At 64.8% G+C, this 19,619-nt stretch carries 17 protein-coding genes; 7 read left to right on the top strand and 10 right to left on the bottom strand.

The window, feature by feature from the left end:
- Positions 1-8: 8 nt before the first annotated feature.
- Positions 9-1,514: a pYEATS domain-containing protein gene (locus SPHPH_RS0105275; RefSeq protein WP_028965749.1), complete on the bottom strand. Its 1,506-nt coding sequence runs from the start codon at positions 1,512-1,514 to the stop codon at positions 9-11.
- Positions 1,511-2,329, bottom strand: coding sequence for a peptidoglycan-binding protein (locus SPHPH_RS18985; protein ID WP_051272849.1), 819 nt, complete (start codon positions 2,327-2,329; stop codon positions 1,511-1,513). The genes SPHPH_RS0105275 and SPHPH_RS18985 overlap by 4 nt, the downstream gene beginning before the upstream one ends.
- Positions 2,330-2,572: 243 nt before the next feature.
- On the opposite strand from SPHPH_RS18985, the gene SPHPH_RS0105260 reads away from it, so the two are divergent.
- The 4 genes from SPHPH_RS0105260 (at position 2,573) to SPHPH_RS18980 (ending at position 8,021) form a co-directional block, all read left to right on the top strand.
- A complete protein-coding gene (locus SPHPH_RS0105260) occupies positions 2,573-3,580 on the top strand; it encodes a zinc-dependent alcohol dehydrogenase family protein (RefSeq protein WP_028965748.1) in 1,008 nt (335 codons plus the stop codon).
- 87 nt (positions 3,581-3,667) lie between these two features.
- The gene (locus SPHPH_RS0105255; protein WP_028965747.1) at positions 3,668-4,696 is read left to right on the top strand and encodes a hypothetical protein; all 1,029 of its coding nucleotides are present in this window, start codon (positions 3,668-3,670) and stop codon (positions 4,694-4,696) included.
- A 68-nt stretch (positions 4,697-4,764) separates the two neighbouring features.
- Positions 4,765-5,601, top strand: a complete 837-nt coding sequence (locus SPHPH_RS0105250) for a hydroxypyruvate isomerase family protein (RefSeq protein WP_028965746.1) — start codon at positions 4,765-4,767, stop codon at positions 5,599-5,601.
- 122 nt (positions 5,602-5,723) lie between these two features.
- A complete protein-coding gene (locus SPHPH_RS18980; RefSeq protein WP_051272848.1) occupies positions 5,724-8,021 on the top strand; it encodes a putative bifunctional diguanylate cyclase/phosphodiesterase in 2,298 nt (765 codons plus the stop codon).
- A gap of 4 nt (positions 8,022-8,025) precedes the next feature.
- On the opposite strand, the gene SPHPH_RS0105240 is transcribed toward SPHPH_RS18980, so the two are convergent.
- The 4 genes from SPHPH_RS0105240 to SPHPH_RS0105225 form a co-directional block, all read right to left on the bottom strand.
- Positions 8,026-8,529 (bottom strand): cupin domain-containing protein, encoded by a 504-nt coding sequence (locus SPHPH_RS0105240; RefSeq protein WP_028965745.1) that lies wholly within the window; start codon positions 8,527-8,529, stop codon positions 8,026-8,028.
- Between the two features lie 99 nt (positions 8,530-8,628).
- Entirely contained in the window at positions 8,629-9,486 is an 858-nt protein-coding gene (locus SPHPH_RS0105235; protein ID WP_028965744.1) for a 3'-5' exonuclease, read from the bottom strand.
- Entirely contained in the window at positions 9,483-10,043 is a 561-nt protein-coding gene (locus tag SPHPH_RS0105230) for an alpha-ketoglutarate-dependent dioxygenase AlkB (RefSeq protein WP_028965743.1), read from the bottom strand. The genes SPHPH_RS0105235 and SPHPH_RS0105230 overlap by 4 nt, the downstream gene beginning before the upstream one ends.
- Positions 10,044-10,173: 130 nt before the next feature.
- Positions 10,174-10,494, bottom strand: coding sequence for a hypothetical protein (locus SPHPH_RS0105225; RefSeq protein ID WP_028965742.1), 321 nt, complete (start codon positions 10,492-10,494; stop codon positions 10,174-10,176).
- A 146-nt stretch (positions 10,495-10,640) separates the two neighbouring features.
- On the opposite strand from SPHPH_RS0105225, the gene SPHPH_RS0105220 reads away from it, so the two are divergent.
- Entirely contained in the window at positions 10,641-11,306 is a 666-nt protein-coding gene (locus SPHPH_RS0105220) for an HAD family hydrolase (protein ID WP_051272847.1), read from the top strand.
- 12 nt (positions 11,307-11,318) lie between these two features.
- On the opposite strand, the gene SPHPH_RS0105215 is transcribed toward SPHPH_RS0105220, so the two are convergent.
- Complete coding sequence (locus tag SPHPH_RS0105215) at positions 11,319-12,404, bottom strand: SPL family radical SAM protein (protein WP_051272846.1); 1,086 nt, start codon at positions 12,402-12,404, stop codon at positions 11,319-11,321.
- Between the two features lie 269 nt (positions 12,405-12,673).
- On the opposite strand from SPHPH_RS0105215, the gene SPHPH_RS0105210 reads away from it, so the two are divergent.
- A complete protein-coding gene (locus SPHPH_RS0105210) occupies positions 12,674-13,528 on the top strand; it encodes a manganese catalase family protein (protein WP_028965739.1) in 855 nt (284 codons plus the stop codon).
- Between the two features lie 67 nt (positions 13,529-13,595).
- Positions 13,596-14,447 carry an MBL fold metallo-hydrolase gene (locus SPHPH_RS0105205; protein ID WP_028965738.1) on the top strand — a complete coding sequence of 284 codons (852 nt, stop codon included), beginning with the start codon at positions 13,596-13,598 and terminating at the stop codon, positions 14,445-14,447.
- A gap of 34 nt (positions 14,448-14,481) precedes the next feature.
- On the opposite strand, the gene SPHPH_RS0105200 is transcribed toward SPHPH_RS0105205, so the two are convergent.
- The 3 genes from SPHPH_RS0105200 to SPHPH_RS0105190 all read right to left on the bottom strand — a co-directional run bounded on the left by SPHPH_RS0105200 (position 14,482) and on the right by SPHPH_RS0105190 (position 19,611).
- Positions 14,482-15,669 (bottom strand): DUF2252 family protein, encoded by a 1,188-nt coding sequence (locus SPHPH_RS0105200; RefSeq protein ID WP_028965737.1) that lies wholly within the window; start codon positions 15,667-15,669, stop codon positions 14,482-14,484.
- 406 nt (positions 15,670-16,075) lie between these two features.
- Positions 16,076-17,014 carry a glycerophosphodiester phosphodiesterase family protein gene (locus tag SPHPH_RS0105195; RefSeq protein WP_028965736.1) on the bottom strand — a complete coding sequence of 313 codons (939 nt, stop codon included), beginning with the start codon at positions 17,012-17,014 and terminating at the stop codon, positions 16,076-16,078.
- A gap of 86 nt (positions 17,015-17,100) precedes the next feature.
- Positions 17,101-19,611, bottom strand: coding sequence for a TonB-dependent receptor (locus SPHPH_RS0105190; protein ID WP_238302911.1), 2,511 nt, complete (start codon positions 19,609-19,611; stop codon positions 17,101-17,103).
- Between the last annotated feature and the right edge of the window lie 8 nt (positions 19,612-19,619).

Genomic DNA, 19,619 nt, shown 5'->3' with positions numbered 1-19,619 from the left:
CCGTTCGATCAGGTCACCCGGAACATCGGCGGCGCGTCCGCCACTTCGGCGAGGTTCAGCTCCAGCTTCTCGCCGCTTTCCAGCAGCACGCCGACCGTGAACGCGCCATACGCGATCAACGGCAGCACCGCGCGCCCGTCCGGCCCGAACGAGACCGCGCGCGGATCGCGCCCGAAGGTCGGGTGCAGGAAGAACAATGCCTTCTGCCCCGACAACGTCACGCGATCGGGGTCGAGCGGTTCCACCGTCAGCGTCACTTCGAACTCGTTCGGATTGAGCGCCAGCGGCTTCACCGATGCACGCAGCATCACCGAATCCGCCAGTGATTCCATGCTGCCCCCGAACAGCCCGCGCCACGGATCGTCCGGGTAACGGATCAGCGTCGGCAGTTGCGCGAGCATCGTCGCAATGTCGCTCTGCGCGCGCTCGCTGTTAGGCAACAATTGCTGTGCACGCGCCAGCACGCCTTCGGCATAGGCCAATACGTCGGCGGCCGGGTTGGTGCTCTCGTTCAGTTGCAGCGTCCCGAGACTCTCCGCGCGCTTGCGCTTGTCGTCGTCGCGCGAGGAGGCGCGTTCGCGTGCCAGTTCTGCCTTGATCTCCTCGGCCTGGCGAACCGCACGCTCAAAATCCGCGTCGGACTTCAGCTTCGCCGCCGCCGCCTCGACCCTTAATTGCTCGAGCGATTGGCGGACGCGGGCGAGTTCAATTTCCCCCCCTACGCGCTGGGTCCGACCCATAGTCTCAATAGCCAAATTGCGGAGCCGTTGCGTTTGGCGCAATGTCTCGACCGCCTCGTTTCGCGCGACGACCATTTCGATGATGAAATACCTACGCATCCAGAGATAGGCGATTAAAAATCCCAGCGTCGCGAACGTCACCATCAGCAAGCCACCAGGGATTGCTCCACCGCTGGCGCGCGCGCACAAAGGGAAAAGCGATTTGGCTTGCTCAGGCGACAGGCCCACGCTGTAGCGATCCGCCATGCAGCGCCCAAGCAGCGCTTGGGTCCCGTTCAGATTAGCGGTGACGTCTACCGCCAACTCGAAGAAGCGTTGCTCCCAACTCGCATACTGCGTAAGCGTGACGCCGATGATAATTTTCGTTAGCCAGTCTGCGACCTGCTCTAAACTGCTGCTCTCCGCGTAAGGAACAACTATCGGCTCAGTCGTAGCGGGGGCCTCATCACCAATTTCAACTTCGTCATCCTTCGCGTCAGCAACAGACGTCGTAGCCTTGGTCTTAGCCACCTCGGCAGCGGTAACCTTTACCCGGCTGATCGCGTTGGTGACGTCGACACGGTGGATCGGCAGCCCGAAATGCAGCCCCAGCAGCGCGCCGACGAGTGCCGAGCAGCACACCGTCATCACCACCCAGCCGATGAAATGCCCCCAGACGACCGAGCCGGCGGCGAACAGCACCAGCAGGATCAGACAGACGAAGCCGAACAGCAATTGTCCGGCCATCGCGCGTTCGGTCTGGTCCGACGTCGCGCTGCCGAGGGTGAGCTTCACGACAGTCCCAGCGCGGTCAGCAGCTGGTCGTCGATCATGCCCGGCGAAAGCCCGTTCTTCTGCCGGAAGCGCGCGATCGCCGAGGTCGTGTGGCGTCCGATGTCGCCGTCGGGCGCCCCCACTTCGGTGTAGCCCAGCTTCACCAGCCGTTTCTGCACCCCGAGCACGGTGGCGGCGTCGGGCTGGTTCGCGGGCGGATCGGCGAACACCCGGCGTACCTTGTTCAGCCACGCGCGCCGCTCGGCGATACCGATCAGCCCGCCGTTCACCCGGCGCGTACAGTCGACAAAGTCGTCGGCGTCGGCCGTCTCGTTGATGTTCTTCAACGTCCAGAACGCCGCGGCCAGCGCCAGCGCGTTGGCCGGTGTCGCGGCGCGATCGGGATTGGAGGGCAGATCCTTAATTCCTGCCTTGTCACCGACGATTGTGTAATTGGCGCGCCCGGTCAGCTGAATGTAACCGCGCCCTCTAAATAGATAGCCGTCCTTGCTGGGCAGCTTCGCATTACCCAGCCGCCCGCCATAAACCTGGCATCCCAGCGCCTCGGGATTGCCCGCACAGGCCGCCGCCTCTGGCGTCGGAAAGCGCTTTGGAAACACCACCATCAACCGCTTCGCCGAATAATTCAGATTTTCCTCGACGATCGTCAGGCCACCCGACTCGTGACCCAGCTGTGCGAGAAAGAAAAACAGTCGATTGGGCGTATCGGTAATCCCGGCCTGTTTGAGCACGCCCGGTCCGTCGTTCACGAAGCTGTCGAGCCGATCCTTCGGCGCACGCGGATACAATGATGCGAGCTTATCACTGGTGATCATCGACTTCCCCCTCGATGAATGCAGCACAGCGACCTTGTGTTTGTACGAATTTAGGCGCTCACGGCCGGTTGTTGTCAATAATCCGTTTAGCGTAGCTTCCTGCTGTTTTTGGCGGGATTGATCAGCCGTTCGCGCGCGTCTGGCGGCTCACCGCAGCGGGCGCGGGCCTCGCCGTCGATGCGGGGCGCGGCGGGATAGTCTTCGACGGCGCCGCGTTGGAGCAGCGATGATGGAGACATTTCGATGAAGGCAATGGTCGTTCACGCACCCGCAGCGCTAGAGACCCTGCGGCTGGAGGATCGCCCCGATCCGGGTGCGCCGGGGCCGGGCGAGATCCGGGTGAAGCTGCACGGCAGCTCGCTCAACTTCCACGATCTGGGCGTCGTCACCGGCCGGATGGGTGCCGCCGATGGCCTGGTGCCGCTGGCGGACGGCGCGGGCGTCGTCGAGGCGGTCGGTGCCGAGGTCAGCGAATTCGCGGAGGGCGATCACGTCGTGTCGTGCTTCTTCCCCGACTGGCAGAATGGCGCACCGACGATTGGCGATTTCCGGCGCACCCCCGGCGACGGCATCGATGGCTTTGCGCAGGAATATGCCGTGCGCCCCGCCACCGCCTTCACCCGTGCGCCCAAGGGGCTGGACCATGTCGAGGCGGCGACGATCACCACCGCCGGGCTGACCGCGTGGCGCGCTCTGGTGGTCGATGGCAAGCTGAAAGCCGGCGATACCGTGTTGCTGCTCGGGACAGGCGGCGTTTCGATCTGGGCGTTGCAGATCGCCAAGCTGATGGGCGCGCGCGTCGCGATCACCTCCTCGTCGGACGAGAAGCTGGAGCGGGCCCGCACGCTAGGCGCGGACTATGTGCTCAACTATCGAAGCCAGACCGAGTGGGGAAAGGCGATCCGCGCGTGGAGCGACGATCGCGGCGTCGACCATGTCGTCGAGGTCGGCGGGCCGGGAACGCTGGCGCAGTCGATCGAGGCGGTGCGGGTCGGCGGTCACATTTCATTGATTGGCGTGTTGACCGGTGCCAGCGGCGAGGTGCCGACCGCGGCGCTGATGAGCAAGCAGGCACGTCTGCAGGGCCTGATCGTCGGGAGCCGCGCCGAGCAACAGGACTTTGTCCGCGCGATCGAACAGGGCGGGCTGCGCCCGGTCATCGACCGCCGCTTCGCGCTCGACGCGCTTGCCGATGCCTTCCGCTATGAAATGGGGGCGTCGCACTTCGGCAAGATCGGCGTCGAGTGGTGACCCGCGTGATGTCGCGCTGACCGGTCCGGCGCCGAGCTTGTCCTCGGCGCCGCGATCGCTCATGCTTCCCCGAAAGGGGACGCCGAGATGAAGTGGTTGCTGTGCGCGCTGGCGCTGACCAGCGGGGCTTCGTTGTCCGCCAGGGACCTGGTGGTGCCGGCAGACAAGGGCTGGAAGCACGCCGAGACGGGCATCATCCTCTCGCCGCAGCTCGCCGGACTGCCGCGCACCGACCTTACCGACGCAACGCAGAGCGAGCATGACGTGACGGCACAATTCGCCGCGGCGGACGGCAGCGTCAGCGCGACGATCTACATCTTCCATCCCGCGATCCCTGATGCGGGTATCTGGTTCGATCGAGCGCGCGCCACGCTCGAGAGCCGCGACATGTTTCGCAGCGCGGCGCCCGCCACCGCCGACCCCGTCAGCTTCACGGCATATGGCAACGGCGCCGCCAATGCGCTGCGGCAGGACTATGCGATCGCCGGCGGCCCGTTTCGCAGCACCGCCCTCGTCGTCGTGCCGGTGGGCGAATGGATCGCCACGATCCGGATGACCGCTCGCGCGCTCACGTCGCAGCAACTCGATACGCAGTTGCTCGACATGGTGAAGGCGATCCGCTGGCCCATCCCGACCGGGACGGCCGCGGCCAGCATCGCGCCGGTCAAGCCCTGCACGGCGCCGCTCACCTTTAAAAAGGCCAAGCAGGTGAAACCGAACGGCTCGGACCTGCTCCTGTCACTGATCGGCGGTGCGGTCGCGCGATCAAAGGAGGGCGACAAGGACTCGCCGCCGCGCCCGCGTGTCGCGTGGTGCCGCGACGGCGCGGGGACGCCCGACTATGGCGTGTATCGCGCCGACGATGAGCGATCCGGCTATTCGCTCGCGCTGCACGATGCCGGGCGGGTCATGAACGTCGCCCCTTCCCTGATGGGTCAGGTCGAGAAGACCGGCGCCTATTCGGTGACCTTGGTGGACGTCGACGGCAAGGTGTCGGCGCTCCCCTCCTTCGCCGCGATGCCGACGCCCAGACAGGTCTGGGATCTGCTCGGCTCCGGTAAGACGTTAGGGACCGCCAAATCGGGCCAGGTGACGCTCGATCCGTCTGCGCTGTAGCATTCTCGCGATTTGCGCACCGGACGCCACTTTGCCGCGACCGACTTCTGACGTATCAGGTACGAATGATGACCCGGCGCAATGTGCTCGCTTCTTCTCTCGCCCTTTCCGCCACCGCGGGCCTGGGCGCTGCTCCCACGCGGGCCGGCCGCCTCAAACAGTCGGTCAGCCGCTGGTGCTATCAGAACATCCCCCTCGATGACCTGTGCGCTGCAGCGGCACGCATGGGGTTGCAGGGCATCGACCTGTTGCAGCCCGGCGAGTACGAGACGCCGCGCCGGCACGGCCTACGCTGCACGATGGGCTATGCTGCGGACAACATGACGATTCCCAATGGGCTCAATCGCCGCGAGAATCATGACGCGATCGAAAAGGCGTTCCGCGTCGGCATTCCGCAAGCCGCGAAAGCCGGGGTGCCGAACGTCATCGCCTTCTCCGGCAATCGCCGTGGCATGTCCGACGAGGAAGGTGCCGCGAACGCCGTCATCGGACTGAACCGGATCAAACGGATCGCCGAGGACAACGATGTCACCATCTGCATCGAGCTGCTGAACAGCAAGGTCGATCACGCCGACTATATGGCCGATCACACCGCCTGGGGCGTGCGGGTCGCGCAAGAAGTCGCCTCCCCGCACGTCAAGCTGCTCTACGACATCTATCATATGCAGATCATGGAGGGCGACCTGATCGCGACGATCAGGAAGAACATCAAATGGATTGGTCACTTCCACACCGGCGGGGTGCCGGGGCGTCACAACCTCGATGATACGCAAGAGGTCAACTGGCAAGCAGTTGCGCGCAGTGTCGCCGACCTCAAATTTCAGGGCTATTTCGCGCACGAATTCGTACCTGTCGGCGATCCGCTGACCGCGCTGGCACAGGCCGTGAAGACCTGTACCGTCTAGCCTTCGGCCGCCCGGCACGCTCGTTCTGGCGTGCAAAAGCCGACATACGCGCATTCCCCGTACGACGTTAACCTTTTGGTGACGAATATTCCCCATGAGAAAAGCGGGGGGATTTCAACGCCGTGCGCAGCATTCGGGAACATACGGGAGCGCAGGCGCGCAGGCGGTTCATCGCCGCGGTCGCCGCGCCCGTGGCCATGCTGGCGCTCGGCCTGACGGCAACCGTCTTCTACGCGCTGAACACCGCGGCGAACCAGGCCGATCGGGTGTCGCTCTTGCGGCAAGGCCAAGCGGCGCGGCTGGCGGTCGACGACGTCGTCGACGAGCTTGCGCAAAGCCAGAATGGCGTCGCGGTGTGGAGCCCGTTATTGCGTGAACTCTACAAGCCGCGACCGAACTGGGACTGGGTCGACGTCAATGCAGGAACGTGGCTGAACTTCGTGTTCGCGCACGATGTTGACGTCATCCTGTCGCCCCGCGATACCGCCGTTTACATGATGCGAGACGGGGTGCGTGTGGCGGCGCCCCCACAGGACTCGATCGTCTACACGCGCGCCGCCTTGTCGTTGATCGACGCGGTTCGCGAGCGGAGGCGCCTGACACCCGGCCGCCACGATCGTCTGCCAGGACAGCCAATCGCAGACGATGCGAGCGTCCGCACCTCGCCGGTGTCGGTTCATGCGACCGGCATCGCACGGATCGGCAATCGCCCCGCAGCGGTCAGCGTCATGCGGATCGTCCCGGACGGCAGTGACGGGCCAGCCCCGAAAGGACCGGCGCCGCTGTTGCTAAGCGTCCGCTATCTCGATCGTTCGTTCGCGCAGCGGCTCGCTTCGGTTCGTCTGCTGGCTGGCGCGCGCGCCACCACCGGCGCACCGCGTGAGGGCGAGGCGAGCGTGCCGCTGACCAGCAATATCGGCAAGCGGATCGGCACGCTGGCATGGCAACCGGATCGGCCGGGCGAAGCGGTGTGGAAGGCGATGGTGCCGACGGCCGGGGCGGTTCTCGCCGGTCTGCTGGCGACGGTCGCGGCGCTGCTCGTCGGGGTCGGGCGCCTGATGCGCCGGGATGCAGCCTCGCTCGACCAGCTCAAGGTCGCGCATCTCGAGCTGCAGGCCAAGGAAGCGCAGGCGCACCGCCTCGCCTATCACGACACGCTGACCGGATTGGCCAACCGCGCGCGACTGGTCACCACGCTGGATGATATGCTCGGCACCGGGGCCGCGGCTGGCGTGAACGCGGTGCTGCTCATCGATCTCGATCGCTTCAAGCAGGTCAACGATACGCTGGGCCATCTGGGTGGCGATCATCTGATCCGACAGGTGGCGATCCGGCTGGATGCGCTGGTCATGCCCGGCGATCTTGTCGCGCGGTTGGGTGGTGACGAATTTGCCGTGCTGCTAACCGCCCGCGCCGACGAAGCAGCGATCGGGGCCCTTGCGAGCGCAATGGTGAGCGCGCTGCGCGAGCCGTTCGTCGTGCTGGGCGCCAACGTCCATATCGGCGCGAGCATCGGCATCACCTGTTTCCGCGACGCGCAAGGCGAACGCACCGAGTTGCTGCGCACCGCCGACATCGCGATGTACCGGGCGAAGGCCGATGGACGGAATCGCTATCGCTTCTTCGCAGCCGATATGGACGAGAGCGTCAAGCTGCGCCGCGAAATCGAGGACGACCTGCGCGTGGCGATCACCCGCGAGGGCGAATTGTGCGTCCATTATCAACCGCAGATGGACGGCACCGGCACGCGCGTGATCGGTGTCGAGGCGTTACTGCGCTGGCAGCATCCGCGCCGTGGTTGGCTTGCCCCCGCCGCCTTCGTCAGCGTGGCGGAGGAAAGCGGATTGATCGGCGCGCTGACCCGACGCGTCCTGCGTGACGCGTGCGGCGTGGCGATGACGTGGCCGGGCCTGTCGGTCGCGGTAAACATCTCGCCGGTGCAGTTCCGCTCGCGCACGCTGGCGGCCGAGCTGATCGCGATCATTCGCGAAACCGGCGCACGCGCGCAGCAGATCGAACTCGAAGTGACCGAAAGCGTTCTGCTGGATAATGACGAGGTGGTGCGCGCGACCTTGACGGCGCTGCGCCGGGCCGGCTTCCGGATCGCGCTCGACGACTTCGGCACCGGCTATTCGAGCCTGAGCTACCTGAGCAAATTCGAGGTGGACAAGATCAAGATCGACCGCAGCTTCATCCGGCGACTGGGCGAAGCGGACGACGCGGCGGCGATCATCCATGCGGTGGTCCGGCTGGGCCATGCAATGGGGTTGCTGGTCACCGCCGAGGGGGTCGAAACCGGAATGCAGCGCACCTTCCTCGAACATGCCGGCTGCAACGAGCTTCAAGGCTTCCTGTTTTCGGAAGCGGTGCCGGTCGCCGGGCTGGGGCGGTTGCTCGGGCGATTGGAGAAGGCGGCGTAGCCGGTCAGCGGGCGGGCAGCTTCGTGCCGAGCAGGACGAGCCGTTCGCCATTGATGCCGAACCAATGCGGCACCCCGGCCGGGATCAGGAGCACGTCGCCTTTGCGCAGCGCCCGGGTCGCTCCGCCCTCGATGCGCTCGCCTTCCACCAATCCTTCGCGACGTGTCGCCGGTGCGATCAATGTGCCACCCGATATCAACGTGCCGGCGCCTTCGAGCACCACGGCATATTCGGCCTCTGCAGGATGAACCGCCGGCCGACCGGGCTTCTTCCAGATCTCGATGGCGACCGAATGCGATGCATCCTCGACAAGCGGGCGCCACGCAAAGCCCTGCCCCGCTTTCATACCGGCAAGCATGGCGGCGACCTGCGCCTGTACCTCTCTCGCGCTGGCGAAGTCGCGACGGTCAGGCGGCGGCGCGGCTTGTGCCGCGGCGTGGGTTGGCCCCGCGGCGGTAACGAACATGATGGCCGTTGCAAGCGCGTTTCTCACGTCGATCATCCGCATCGTGAACCTGCCTGACTGAAAGAAGTGCATCGTCGCAGCCGTCGACGCTGATCGCAACACAGATCGTTGTAATTCCTGGAGTTTCCGCGAGTCTTGTCATTAAATGCCCGGATCGATCCCGCGACGAAGCTCTTCTTCGGCCACGATCTCGATCAAGGTGCCGCCTTTGCGCAGCGCCTCGGCGCGGCGATACTCGGCATGGGCGGTAACGAAACGGCCGAACGGCTGCGCGTTGCTGATGACCAGCTTGGTGGTGGTGGTGCCGACCGCCGCCATGATCCGCGCACCAGCTGCCGCCAAGGTTCGTGCGAGTTCGCCGTCGCGCGCCGCACCGAGGATCACCACGCGCTCGCCCTTCAGCGGCCCGCTCGCCGCGGGCTTGGGCGCGGTCGTCTGACGCCCGTTTGCCGATGCGAGCCATCCGGCGAGCCCGATCCCGGTGTGCTCGATCGCGCGTACGATCACCATTCCGGCGGCGCGCGCGTCGCTCAGCGCGTCATGATGCTTGTGCCGGACGCCGAGAAACTTCGACAGCACGTTCAACCTGTGACTGGGCAATTCGGGCCACGCGCGCTTGGCGACCCTGACGCTGTCGAGCCACGTCGTCTCGATTGCCGCTCGTCCGTGTGTGGCGCAGGCTGCGCTCAACGCGCCCTTGTCGAAGAAGGAGTGCGCGACGGTGATCCGGCCGGATAGGTGCCCGTCGATGGCGGCATGCACATCGCCGAACGTGGGCGCGCCGAAGACATGATCACACGTGAGGCCGTGGACACGTGTGTTGAACGGCGAGAAGTCGTCGAGCGGATCGATCAGCGTCTCATATTCAAAAATCTCGACCCCGTCCTTGAAGCCGACGATGCCGACCTGGCAGATGCTGCTGACGCGCGAACAGGCAGTTTCGACGTCGAGGACAACAAAGTCAGGACTTAGCGGCGCTCCAGCAGTTTCGACCGTCATGCCTGGTTCGCGAGACTGCGAAAGGTGATGGACCAGCGCGGCCGCACCATCTCGACGATGCTATGTTCCCATTCATGACGCGCAGGTCCGCTCATGTGATAGGCGCCGCGTGGCGTGAGCGGGACCGATGCGCGGTCGAACCCGTCTGCGCGCCGCCGCCGAAATCGCATCACAGCTGGCTCACCGAGCGAGAGGCCGAGGATATGTCCGTAGATCGGCCGGTCGCGGTGCCAACCGATCCCCGCCCCTGGGTCGTAGCGGATCAGCAACGCCTGGATCAGGACACCGGGATCGAGCCCCGCGAACGTCGCGGCACGCTCGCGAAAAGGACGGAGCCAGTCGGGCAGCGGGGGCGCCTGGGTCGGCCGCCCGACGGTGAAATCGTAGTCCCATCCGAAAGACGTGGTCAGACGTTTGCCGGTCCAGCACTGGAACCGAAACGGAGTCAGGCCGGTCGCGTCGATGCGTTCGATCAGCATTCGTGCTTCGTCGGCATCGATCAGGTCATCGCGGATGCTAAGCCCCGGCAGGAGGGGAGCGTCGAAGAGGTCAAGCATTACGCCACCGCCTCGGCGGGGCCCGGTCATCTATCGCGCGCGTCGACGAGGTCATCGCTGTCTATATAGGGCCGTGGGAACAGAATGAAAACACGCGATCCCGCTTCCACCTGGATCGGGGCGACGCTTCCTAATTGCCTTCCGCGTCCACTGTCATCACCACCGGCCGCCCGCGCGACGTCGGCTCCCAGCCTGCCAACAGCGCGGCGCGGACGCAGCGCGTGATCGTGGCGTCGTCAAGCTGCAATCGCCCGCGCGGCAAGCCCTTCAGCAGGCGCTTCGGCGGCGGAAACTCGAGCATCACCTCGCGCTTGGCATTCCGTTGCAGCAGAGCGATCGTCATCCCCTTCCAGCCCTCGTCATCCGACAGGTGAGGTTCACGCTGGAGGCGCCAATCGTACGTGGCGCCATCGACGTCGACGGTGCCGGCAGTGCTGAGGGATTTCGACATGCATGCCATCTTAGCATGATCGGCGCGCCGTGGCACAGATGTGCGTGTCCACCTTACCAGACCGATCGATCGCACGACGGCCGTCGACCCTCACGCCCCCGTTACACGACATGGCGCGTTGGCGGTTCTTACGGGAGCGATAGCGCATGAAGATCAAGGCAGTTTTGTTCGACATCGACGGGACGCTGGTCGACAGCAACGACGAACATGTTGCCGCTTGGCAAACGGTGTTCCGCGACGTCGGCGCGCACTTTACCGACCGGCGGGTTCACGACCAGATCGGCAAGGGCACCGACATGCTCGTGCCGACACTTCTTCCCGATGCCAATCCCGCAGATGTCGAGAAGATGGGCAAGCTGCACGGTGATATCTTCAAGTCGCGCTATCTCGAAGAGATTGCGCCGTTCCGAGATGCGCGCGCTCTGATCGAGAAGGTTGCGGAAAGCGGACGAGAGGTCGTGCTCGCGTCTTCGGCATCGGGAAGCGAACGCGACCATTATCTCGACTTGCTAAATATCCGCCCATTCGTGGCGCTATCGACCACCTCCGACGACGTCGAGAAGACCAAGCCCGCGCCCGACATCTTCTCGGTCGCGTTGCGTAAGCTGGCGCCGCTGACCGCCAGCGAGGTAATCGTCGTCGGTGATACGCCGTATGACGTCGAGGCGGCGGCGAAATGCGGTATCGGCGCGGTCGCGGTACGGTCGGGCAAGTTCGGCGACGAGGCGCTGACCGGCGCCGGGGCGCTCGCGATCTACGACGATGTCGCCGCGTTGTTGCGCGACTTCGAACACTCGCCGCTCAACCGATGAAGCTACCGGCGCTCACGTAAAGTACAGAATGCGCGCCGCCGGCAGCAGCGCGGCGATCCGCTCCTCAAAGAAATTGCGCAACGCGCGCATCGTCACGGCGTCGTAGACCTCCTTCTCGGTGCCGAATTTCGTCCGCTTGGTGACGCGGTTGACCGGGCTCATGTCCAGCGATGAGCCAGGGTACCAGCTCTGCAGCACCGCCTTCGATCCTGCATTGAAGCGGTGCGTGATGAGTTCGATCGTCAAATCATCGCTCACATCCGCGAGCATAGCCGCAGCCTGCGCCAGCAGGCTCCCATAGGCGTCCTGCCATCCCTCGGCAGCGATGATGGGAGCAATCGTCAGGCCGACCGGATAGCCCGCGAGCGCCATCTCACGAAGTGCCCGTAGCCGCTGCTCGACTGGCGCGGTGCCGCCCTCGAAGCGCGCGAACATGACCGGGTTGATCGACGCGCGCATTCGGGTTCGCCGCTGATGATCGATGTCGATCAACGGAGCGATATTTGCGAACTTGCTGGTGAAGCGAAGCTGCACCGGTGCATCCCACCGCCCAAACCATTCAATTGTCGCCGACAGCGAACCGGTGATCGGCTCCAGCGCCAGCGGGTCCGTATAACAGGACGCCTCAAACGTCGTCCCCTCATGCGCGCGGTACCGGCTGTGGGAGGTGACCGTGCCCTGCCCTTCGTAGGCCGGAATGCCGGCGAGAACTTCGTCCAGGTTGGCGTAGGTGCGCGTGATCGGCGGGCCCTTCAGCGAACCGGCGAGATAGCAGTAGCTACAATGCGCAGGGCAGCCCTCCGCCAGATCGATGCGCCAGTCGGCACTCGGGGCGATGGGCTGAAGCCGGCGCTTCGAGGGCGGTGCGACGACGACTGCGAGCGTCGACTTGGCGTTGGCATAAACCCGGCGCGGATCGTCGGGCAAATCGAGCGACAGGCGGTCACCGGCGAGCTGAACGATGTCGACGCCAAGTGCCTCGGCCCGTGAGACGATCGCGCGCCCATGCGGAAACAGCAGCGCCGATCTCGTCACCAGAAGGCGCCGTGGCAGCCAGATGGAACGATCACCGATTGGCTTGTTCGCTTGGGTCGACATGGCTGGTCAACGAGCGAGACGGCACGAACGACCCGGCTCCCGTCAACATCGCTGGATCACCAGGCTAGCCAACGATCGATGTCCCTATCAAGCATCAACGACATTCATCAGCAACTTCTATGATCCTTGGCTTCGTCGCCTTGTTTCAACTCGCCTCAGCCGGCACCATTGAGCCAGATCATACACTTTCCACCCATCAACAAGAACACTTTGCGCCGCGTGATCTGTTCGAGACTTGTCAATCCACCTCTCCAACAGAAGGTTGATCTATGTATTATCATGACAAGCGGCTGCAATATCCAGTTGTGGTCGACACGCCCAATCCAGGCTTCGCACGGATGCTGCAGCAGGCGATCGGCGGCGTCGAAGGCGAAATCCGCGTGTGCATGCAATATTTCTTCCAGGCGTGGGGCAACCGTGCGCCGACGCCAAAGTACCGCGACATGCTGTTGCATACCGCGACCGAGGAGATCGGCCATATCGAGATGCTGGCGACCGCCGTCGCACTGAACCTCGAAACCGCGCCGTCATCCGCGCAGGAAGAGGGCGCGGCCGACTCGATCGTTGGCGCCGTGATGGGCGGCGGCAGCGCCAAGGCCTCGATCGAGGGGCTGATCCACAAGAACCTGCTGTCAGGCGGCCTTGCGGCGATGCCGATGGATTCTGATGGCGTGCCGTTCAACATGAGTCACATCTATGCCAGCGGCAATGTGGCGGCGGATATGTATTGCAACGTCGCCGCGGAGAGCACCGGCCGTGTGTTGGCGGTGCGCCTGTTCAATGCAACCGATGACGACGGCATGAAGAAGATGCTGCACTACATGATCGCGCGTGACACGATGCATCAGCAGCAATGGCTGGCCGTACTCGAAGAACTCGGCGGGCCCTCGGCCAACCTTCCGATCCCGAACTCCTTCCCGCAGGAACTGGAGGATCAGGAGAACAACTACAATTTCTATGCCACCGCCGCGGACGGCACGGTTCCCGAGGGTCGGTGGACGAGCGGTCCGTCGATCGACGGTCGTGGCGAATTTACGATCTTCCCGAATCGTCCGCTCGGCGAGGAGCCGATCCTCGGACCGGCACGTCCGGATAGTGCAGCGCAGGATAAGCAGATCGGCTGAACGCGCAATCGGCGGGACCGTACATGCGACGATCCCGCCTTTTTGCTTTCAGGGAAAAGGAGGGATCGTGAAGATCCACCATTTGAATTGCGGCACCGATTGCCCGATCGGCGGGGCCTTGTTCGATGGCCGTAGCTTGGGGCCGCTCGGGCGCATCGTTTGCCACTGTCTGTTGATCGAGACCCGAGCGCACGGACTGGTGCTGGTCGATACCGGATACGGGCTGCGCGATGTCGCGCACCCCCACGAGCATCCGCAGCCACGCATAACGCTGCCGTGGCGGATGATGCTCAACATCCGGCTGCATGAGCGCGACACCGCGATCCGCCAGGTAGAGGCGCTCGGCTACCGGGCGAGCGACGTGCGGCACATCATCGCGACCCACCTCGACTTCGATCATGCGGGCGGGCTCGAGGACTTTCCACAGGCCAAGGTTCACGTCATGCAGCGCGAGTATGATGACGCAACCGGGCCACGCGAAGGGATCGTTGCGCGCAACCGCTGGCGCACGCGCCAGTTGAACGATGTTGCGCAGTGGCGCCGTTATGGTGCGTCGGGTGAACCGTGGTTCGGTTTCGACGCCGTGCGCGATCTCGACGGACTGCCGCCCGACATCCTGCTTGTGCCGCTACCGGGACACACATGGGGCCACGCCGGCGTGGCGGTGCGGCGCAAAGATGGCTGGCTGCTCCACGCGGGCGACGCCTATTTCTACCGTGGCGAGATGCGCGGTGCGCGTCGTCGCTGCACGCCGGGTTTGCGGGCCTATCAGCGGCTGATGGAAGTTGATGTCACCAGTCGCCTGGACAATCAGGCGCGCCTGCGGCGATTGTCGGTCGAACGGCGCGACGAGATTACCGTCACCTGCACGCACGATCCGGTCGAACTGGAGCGTTGCCAGAGCGGCTGCCCGCTGTAGGCGTGTAAGCCGCCGAGCGGCGCCCGCGCATCGATCAAGCCGCGAGCGCGTAGCGGCGACAATGGTCGAGATAGCCGGCTTCGTGGCTGGCGGCGAGCGACACGACGCTCTCCCACAGCCACGAGGGCGTATCGATCGCACTACGCCGGTCGGCCTCCAGAACGTCGCACCACGCCTCGCGGGTCGACGAGTCCATCTGACGGGCATGCGCCTTGCCGACGACGAAGGCCAGATAACGTGCCGATCGCACCGCCTCGGCATGGCTGAACTGCTCGATTTCCAGCTTCAGATCCTGCGGCGCCAACTCGCGGATGAACAGCGAGCGTTTCAGCATCCGCACGGCCAACATGCGGCTGCCAAGATGCGGTGACAGCGCGCGCGCGGCCGCCACGACGCGGTCGCCGTTGTCGGAAGGCATCGTGGCGCCCGAGGCACTCGGCGCGATGGGCGCGACTGCTTCCTTCAGATCGACGAGCGCATAGGACCAGCGCCCCTTGCTGGTTTTCACGCCGACGATCGCGGCATAGCGCATCAACCCCAACGAACTGCAGCCCTTCATCCAATAGGCGGCGTCGACAAGGCGCACTTCGCGGTCAGCGGGTTTGCCCTTCAACGACAGCACCAATTGCACGACCTGCGGATCCTCGAACAACGCCTTCAGCGCCGCACGCTCCTCGTCCGCCAAGGCCCAGAACTTCTTGCCGAGCGGGATGCAGGGCTCGACCGCGTCGAGCCGTTCCTTGGCCAGATGACGCCAGCGACGCCCGATCGCCGCGCGCTTGATGCTGCGCACGACATCGGGTTCGACGCCGGCATCGCCGCTGGTCGGATCGTGGATTGCTGCGGCATAGCCTTCAACCATCCCTTCCATCATTCGGGCCGTCGTAACGCCCGGCAAGTCGGAGCCGCGCGCCGCGGTCGCCAGTGACAGGCCGAGCCGGATCAGATCGTGCGCTGGATTGCCGATAACGGCCTGATCGAGATCGCGGATCTGCACCTCGATGCGGCCATCTCCATTCGCCAAGGGGCCGAGGTTCCCGAGATGACAATCGCCGCAGATCCAGATCGCCGGCCCGACCGGCACGCGGGCGGCGATCGGCGAAGCCGCCAGCCACTCGTAAAACTTTGCCGTGTTGCCGCGAACATAGGCGTGGGCGGAGCGGGCCATCTTCAGGGTTCGATTGGCTTCGAGGATGGCGTGACGATCGGCGGGTAACGGCATTAACAAGGAACCTCAGTCGCAATTTGTCGTCATTAACGCGCCCCACCATTCTTGGTGACAAAAGATTGCTGCTGACCCACGTTAGGACGGTCATCATCGCCGTCGAGCAGCGAGGGCGTAGCCAGCAGTCGGCACCAACGGTTTACGCGCGATGGTCTCGCATGAAGGTGATGAAACCCGCGCGGCGGCGTTTCGGTGCGCCGCTTGATCCCGCAGGTGGATCGATATCGCGATGGGCATCCGGGAAAGGATCAGCCATCGACAGCATCTAGGCAAGTCGAGAGGACGTTGTCTTAGCCGTGTGGCACCCGGTTGCTTCCCGTCCAACCAAGCGCCTCCCCCTATCGCGTTGTCGGCGCCAGCTCGGAAGATCGGTCGTTCTGCCCTTCCTTCCGAACCGGCACCCTCACTTGCCGCCCCGCACTCGCTCGCTCCGGTAAAGGACCAATGCCTCCACCGCGTCTGTCTGGAATAGCCGCGCTCCCATGTCGGCGAGACGCCCCCAGACCGCCGTCGGTTGGCGACGCGCCTCGGGGTCGCCGCCCATGCCGATCACGAAGCCCTTGAACAACGTGTTGATCCAGACCGGCACGCCCCGCGCCTGCGCGCGCGCCATCACCGCCGGCAGTGCCGAAAGCGGCAAGACCGGAAGTTCGATGGCCAGCGGCTTGATCGGGGCGTCGGTCTGCCGATCAACAATGGCCGGTACGTCCGAGGCATCCGGCGTGGCGGCGAGCGGAATTACGACGAATGGCACCTGATCATAGGGGGTGATCGCGGCCAACGGCACCGATGCGCGTCCCGCGAAGGTCTTCACGATCACCCGATCCTGCGCACCCGCCCGGCGGACTGCGTCGACCACCTCGCCGTAGATCGCATCCTTGACGTCGAGGTTCAGGACGACCCGGTCCTTCGCCAGCGTCAGAAGTTCATCGAGCGTCAGCACGGCTTGATCGGTCAGAGCCGCATCCGCCCCACCCTCGTCCTGACGCAGCCGCAACGCCTTCAACTTCGCGAGCGTCAGGTCGGCGACCTTGCCGGTCCCGCTGGTGGTCCGGTCGACGCTGTCGTCATGCATGATGACGAGATAGCCGTCCCGACTGCGGCGCACGTCGGTCTCCATGACGTCGGCACCCAGCGTCGCGCATTGCACCAGCGCGGCGGCGGAGTTCTCGGGCGTGGGGCCAAGCCCCCGCACCGGCGCGCGCTCGTGACAGCCGCGATGCGCGATGACGATCAGCCCGCCGCGCGGATCGCGAATACGGCGCAGCGTGTCGACGGGCGCAGCGTGCGCCGCGCTACAAACAAGACATGCCGTGGCGGCAAGAAGAAGACGGGGGGTCATAAGCAAGGTCCGACTGTCTGGGAGAGCGGCGGGACGGTTGTGTGTGACCGTCCCGCCATCGATGCGTCGCCGCAATCAGCGGCGGCTCACCATTTGCGGCTGACGATCAGGCGGACGTTGCGCCCGAACAGCGGGCGGCCGAAGATCGCGGTCGGCACGCCCTGCCCGAACCGGTCGCCGGCGGTGTTTCCTTCGGTAAAGCCGTGCGCGTTGGTGATGTTGTCGCCGACCACTTGGAATTGCCATGCGCCGGTCGTTACCGTCCCGCCGAGGCCGAACGAGCCGTAGGCGGGCAATGCGGTGGAGTTGAAGAAGTCGGTGTAGCGTCGTCCGACATAGTCATAACGGCCGTAGATGCTGACCTGCGCCGCCCCGATGTCGAAGTCGGCGGTGGGACGAATGTTCAGGAACAGCTTGGGCTCGCGGATGATCTGCTTGCCGTTCGCGCGGCTGCCGTCCAGCCCGGTGTTGCTGCTGAAATTCAGGTAGCGTGGCTTCTGGAACGTCGCCGACCCGGCCAGCGAGAAGGGCCCGGGCAGGCGCAGGCGGCCGTCCGCCTCCATCCCCTTCGTCTCGGCGGTGCCGATGAAGTTGGTCGTGACGTCGGCGCGGCCGGTCGCAGGGTTGAAGCCCGCGAAGCTGGCGTTCAGCGGATCGAACTTGGTGTAGAAGCCGGTGATGTAAAGGTACGAGCCACCCACCGCAAACTTCGCGCCCGCCTCGTACAATTTGGCCTTGGTCGCGACGACCGCGGGGGTGGGATAGGAGAAGGCGATGGTGGTATTGGCGGGCACCTCCAGTTGCGAGGCACGCAGATAGACGCCGGTCTGGCCGGTGACGTCGTAATTGGCGCCGACCGTCCAGTTCGTCGCCGTCTGCTTCAGCTTGAGCGTGCTGGTCGCACCGGTGAAGCCGCGCGTCGCGTTATCGGCCAGCGTTGTCGGATCGCCAAGATTATAGGCCGCAGTCGGCCGCCCGTAGCCGCTGTAGCTATACCATTCGTGGCGAAAGCCGCCGTCGAGCCGCAGCCGGTCGGTGATGTCCCAGCTATCGGTGCCGTACAGCGACAGCACTTGCCCGTCGACGCTACCCGCATTGAGCGAGGCGGCGTCGTTGAGCGCGCCATTGTCGGTGACGTACCCCAGCACCGCTCCGCTCGACGAATAGGCGGCAAGATCCAGCACCGCGGGGCGCGATCGCACTTGGATCAGGTAATTCTGATAGGCGGTGAACATCGTCTGGCCCCATAGCGAGCCATAGACGCCGACCCGCACGTCATGCGTGCCGAGCCCGCCCTCGAACTTCCGCGTCACCGACAGGTCGCCCTGCACCGCATGGAAGTCGGTGGAGATCGAGCGATATTGCGCCTGCATCACCAGCCCGGAGTCGGTCGCGGGATCATAGGCGGTCTGACCGCCGGTACCGGCGACGCTGTAGCCGAGCCGCGTTACCCCGCTGCCGAACGCGGTCGTGGCGGCGGCGCGGTAGTTGCTGGCGAAGGTCGTCGCGTCGACGGGATTGGATGTCGAATAGAAAGCGTCGAAATCGACCTTACCCGCGGTCACCCCGCCCTTGGTGGCGACATGCCAGTCGCCGAAATCGCCTTCGTAATCGAGCGCGACATTCCGAAAGCGCATGTGGCGTCCGTTGGCCAGATCGCCGCGCCGGTTCTGGATCACACCCGCACCGTCGCGATATTTGATGTTCACCGATCGCAGCGCCGGCGTGTTCAGCGTGCCGGTGAAATAGTCGATGTAGCGGTTCAGGCTGACCGAAGGATCGCGCGGATCGTTGGTCGGGATCGACAGATAGAACAGGTTGTGGTCGTCGGTATACTGCCCCGACAGCTTGATCCAGCCGTTGTCGAAATCATGCTTGATATTGGCGCGGATCTGCCCGCCCTTGTCGCTGGGGAAGCCGGAATTGCGATAGCCGTCGTCATAGCGCAGGAACCCGCCGACCGCATAATAGGTGTCCTGACTCAGCGGCCCCGCCTGATAGGCGTCGAGCCGGTAATAGCCGGTGTCGCCGATCGTCGCCTGCACCTTGCCGCGTGTCGTGTCGGTGCCAGTCACGGTGATGACGTTGGCGATCGCCGCGGCGGTGCTGGCGTAAATCGGCGCCGGGCCGCCACGCACCACCTCGATCCGGTCGGTCATCAGGTCGACCCGGTTCATGCCGTCGCCCTGATTGAAGAACCAGCCGTCCAGTTCCTGGAACAGCGGCAGCCCGTCCTGCTGATAATACAGGAAGCCACGATCGGTAGGAATGCCGCGCACGCGGGTGATGTTCTGCACCTCGCCGCCGGTCGCCTCCGCGTGAATACCCGGCAGGGTGCCGATCAAGTCGGTCGTGCTCTTGGGCGCGAGCTTCTGGATGTCGGCCTGCGACAGTGAGTTGACGGCATAGGACACGTCGAAACGACGCTGCTGACGTGCGGAGCCAGTGACGATGATGTCGGAGGGTACGTTCTCTTCCGCCCCGGTGTCGGGTGCCGACGTCGTTGCGGTCGGTGCGGCCTGCGCCTGCGCCATCGTCGGCGCTGCGATCATCGGGATGGCGCACATGGCCGCGCTCATCAACAACCTGGTCTTCATACGTGCCC

Source organism: Sphingomonas phyllosphaerae FA2 (assembly GCF_000427645.1).
Classification (GTDB): Bacteria; Pseudomonadota; Alphaproteobacteria; order Sphingomonadales; family Sphingomonadaceae; genus Sphingomonas; species Sphingomonas phyllosphaerae.
Note: the sequence above shows the minus strand (reverse complement) of the source record. Positions and strands in the feature narration are given on the sequence as shown.

Coding starts and splice junctions, on each gene's coding strand:
- SPHPH_RS18985 (WP_051272849.1), bottom strand. CDS start 2,329: ATGATCACCAGTGATAAGCTCGCATCATTGTATCCGCGTGCGCCGAAG.
- SPHPH_RS0105260 (WP_028965748.1), top strand. CDS start 2,573: ATGAAGGCAATGGTCGTTCACGCACCCGCAGCGCTAGAGACCCTGCGG.
- SPHPH_RS0105255 (WP_028965747.1), top strand. CDS start 3,668: ATGAAGTGGTTGCTGTGCGCGCTGGCGCTGACCAGCGGGGCTTCGTTG.
- SPHPH_RS0105250 (WP_028965746.1), top strand. CDS start 4,765: ATGACCCGGCGCAATGTGCTCGCTTCTTCTCTCGCCCTTTCCGCCACC.
- SPHPH_RS0105240 (WP_028965745.1), bottom strand. CDS start 8,529: ATGCGGATGATCGACGTGAGAAACGCGCTTGCAACGGCCATCATGTTC.
- SPHPH_RS0105235 (WP_028965744.1), bottom strand. CDS start 9,486: ATGACGGTCGAAACTGCTGGAGCGCCGCTAAGTCCTGACTTTGTTGTC.
- SPHPH_RS0105230 (WP_028965743.1), bottom strand. CDS start 10,043: ATGCTTGACCTCTTCGACGCTCCCCTCCTGCCGGGGCTTAGCATCCGC.
- SPHPH_RS0105225 (WP_028965742.1), bottom strand. CDS start 10,494: ATGTCGAAATCCCTCAGCACTGCCGGCACCGTCGACGTCGATGGCGCC.
- SPHPH_RS0105220 (WP_051272847.1), top strand. CDS start 10,641: ATGAAGATCAAGGCAGTTTTGTTCGACATCGACGGGACGCTGGTCGAC.
- SPHPH_RS0105215 (WP_051272846.1), bottom strand. CDS start 12,404: ATGTCGACCCAAGCGAACAAGCCAATCGGTGATCGTTCCATCTGGCTG.
- SPHPH_RS0105210 (WP_028965739.1), top strand. CDS start 12,674: ATGTATTATCATGACAAGCGGCTGCAATATCCAGTTGTGGTCGACACG.
- SPHPH_RS0105200 (WP_028965737.1), bottom strand. CDS start 15,669: ATGCCGTTACCCGCCGATCGTCACGCCATCCTCGAAGCCAATCGAACC.
- SPHPH_RS0105195 (WP_028965736.1), bottom strand. CDS start 17,014: ATGACCCCCCGTCTTCTTCTTGCCGCCACGGCATGTCTTGTTTGTAGC.
- SPHPH_RS0105190 (WP_238302911.1), bottom strand. CDS start 19,611: ATGAAGACCAGGTTGTTGATGAGCGCGGCCATGTGCGCCATCCCGATG.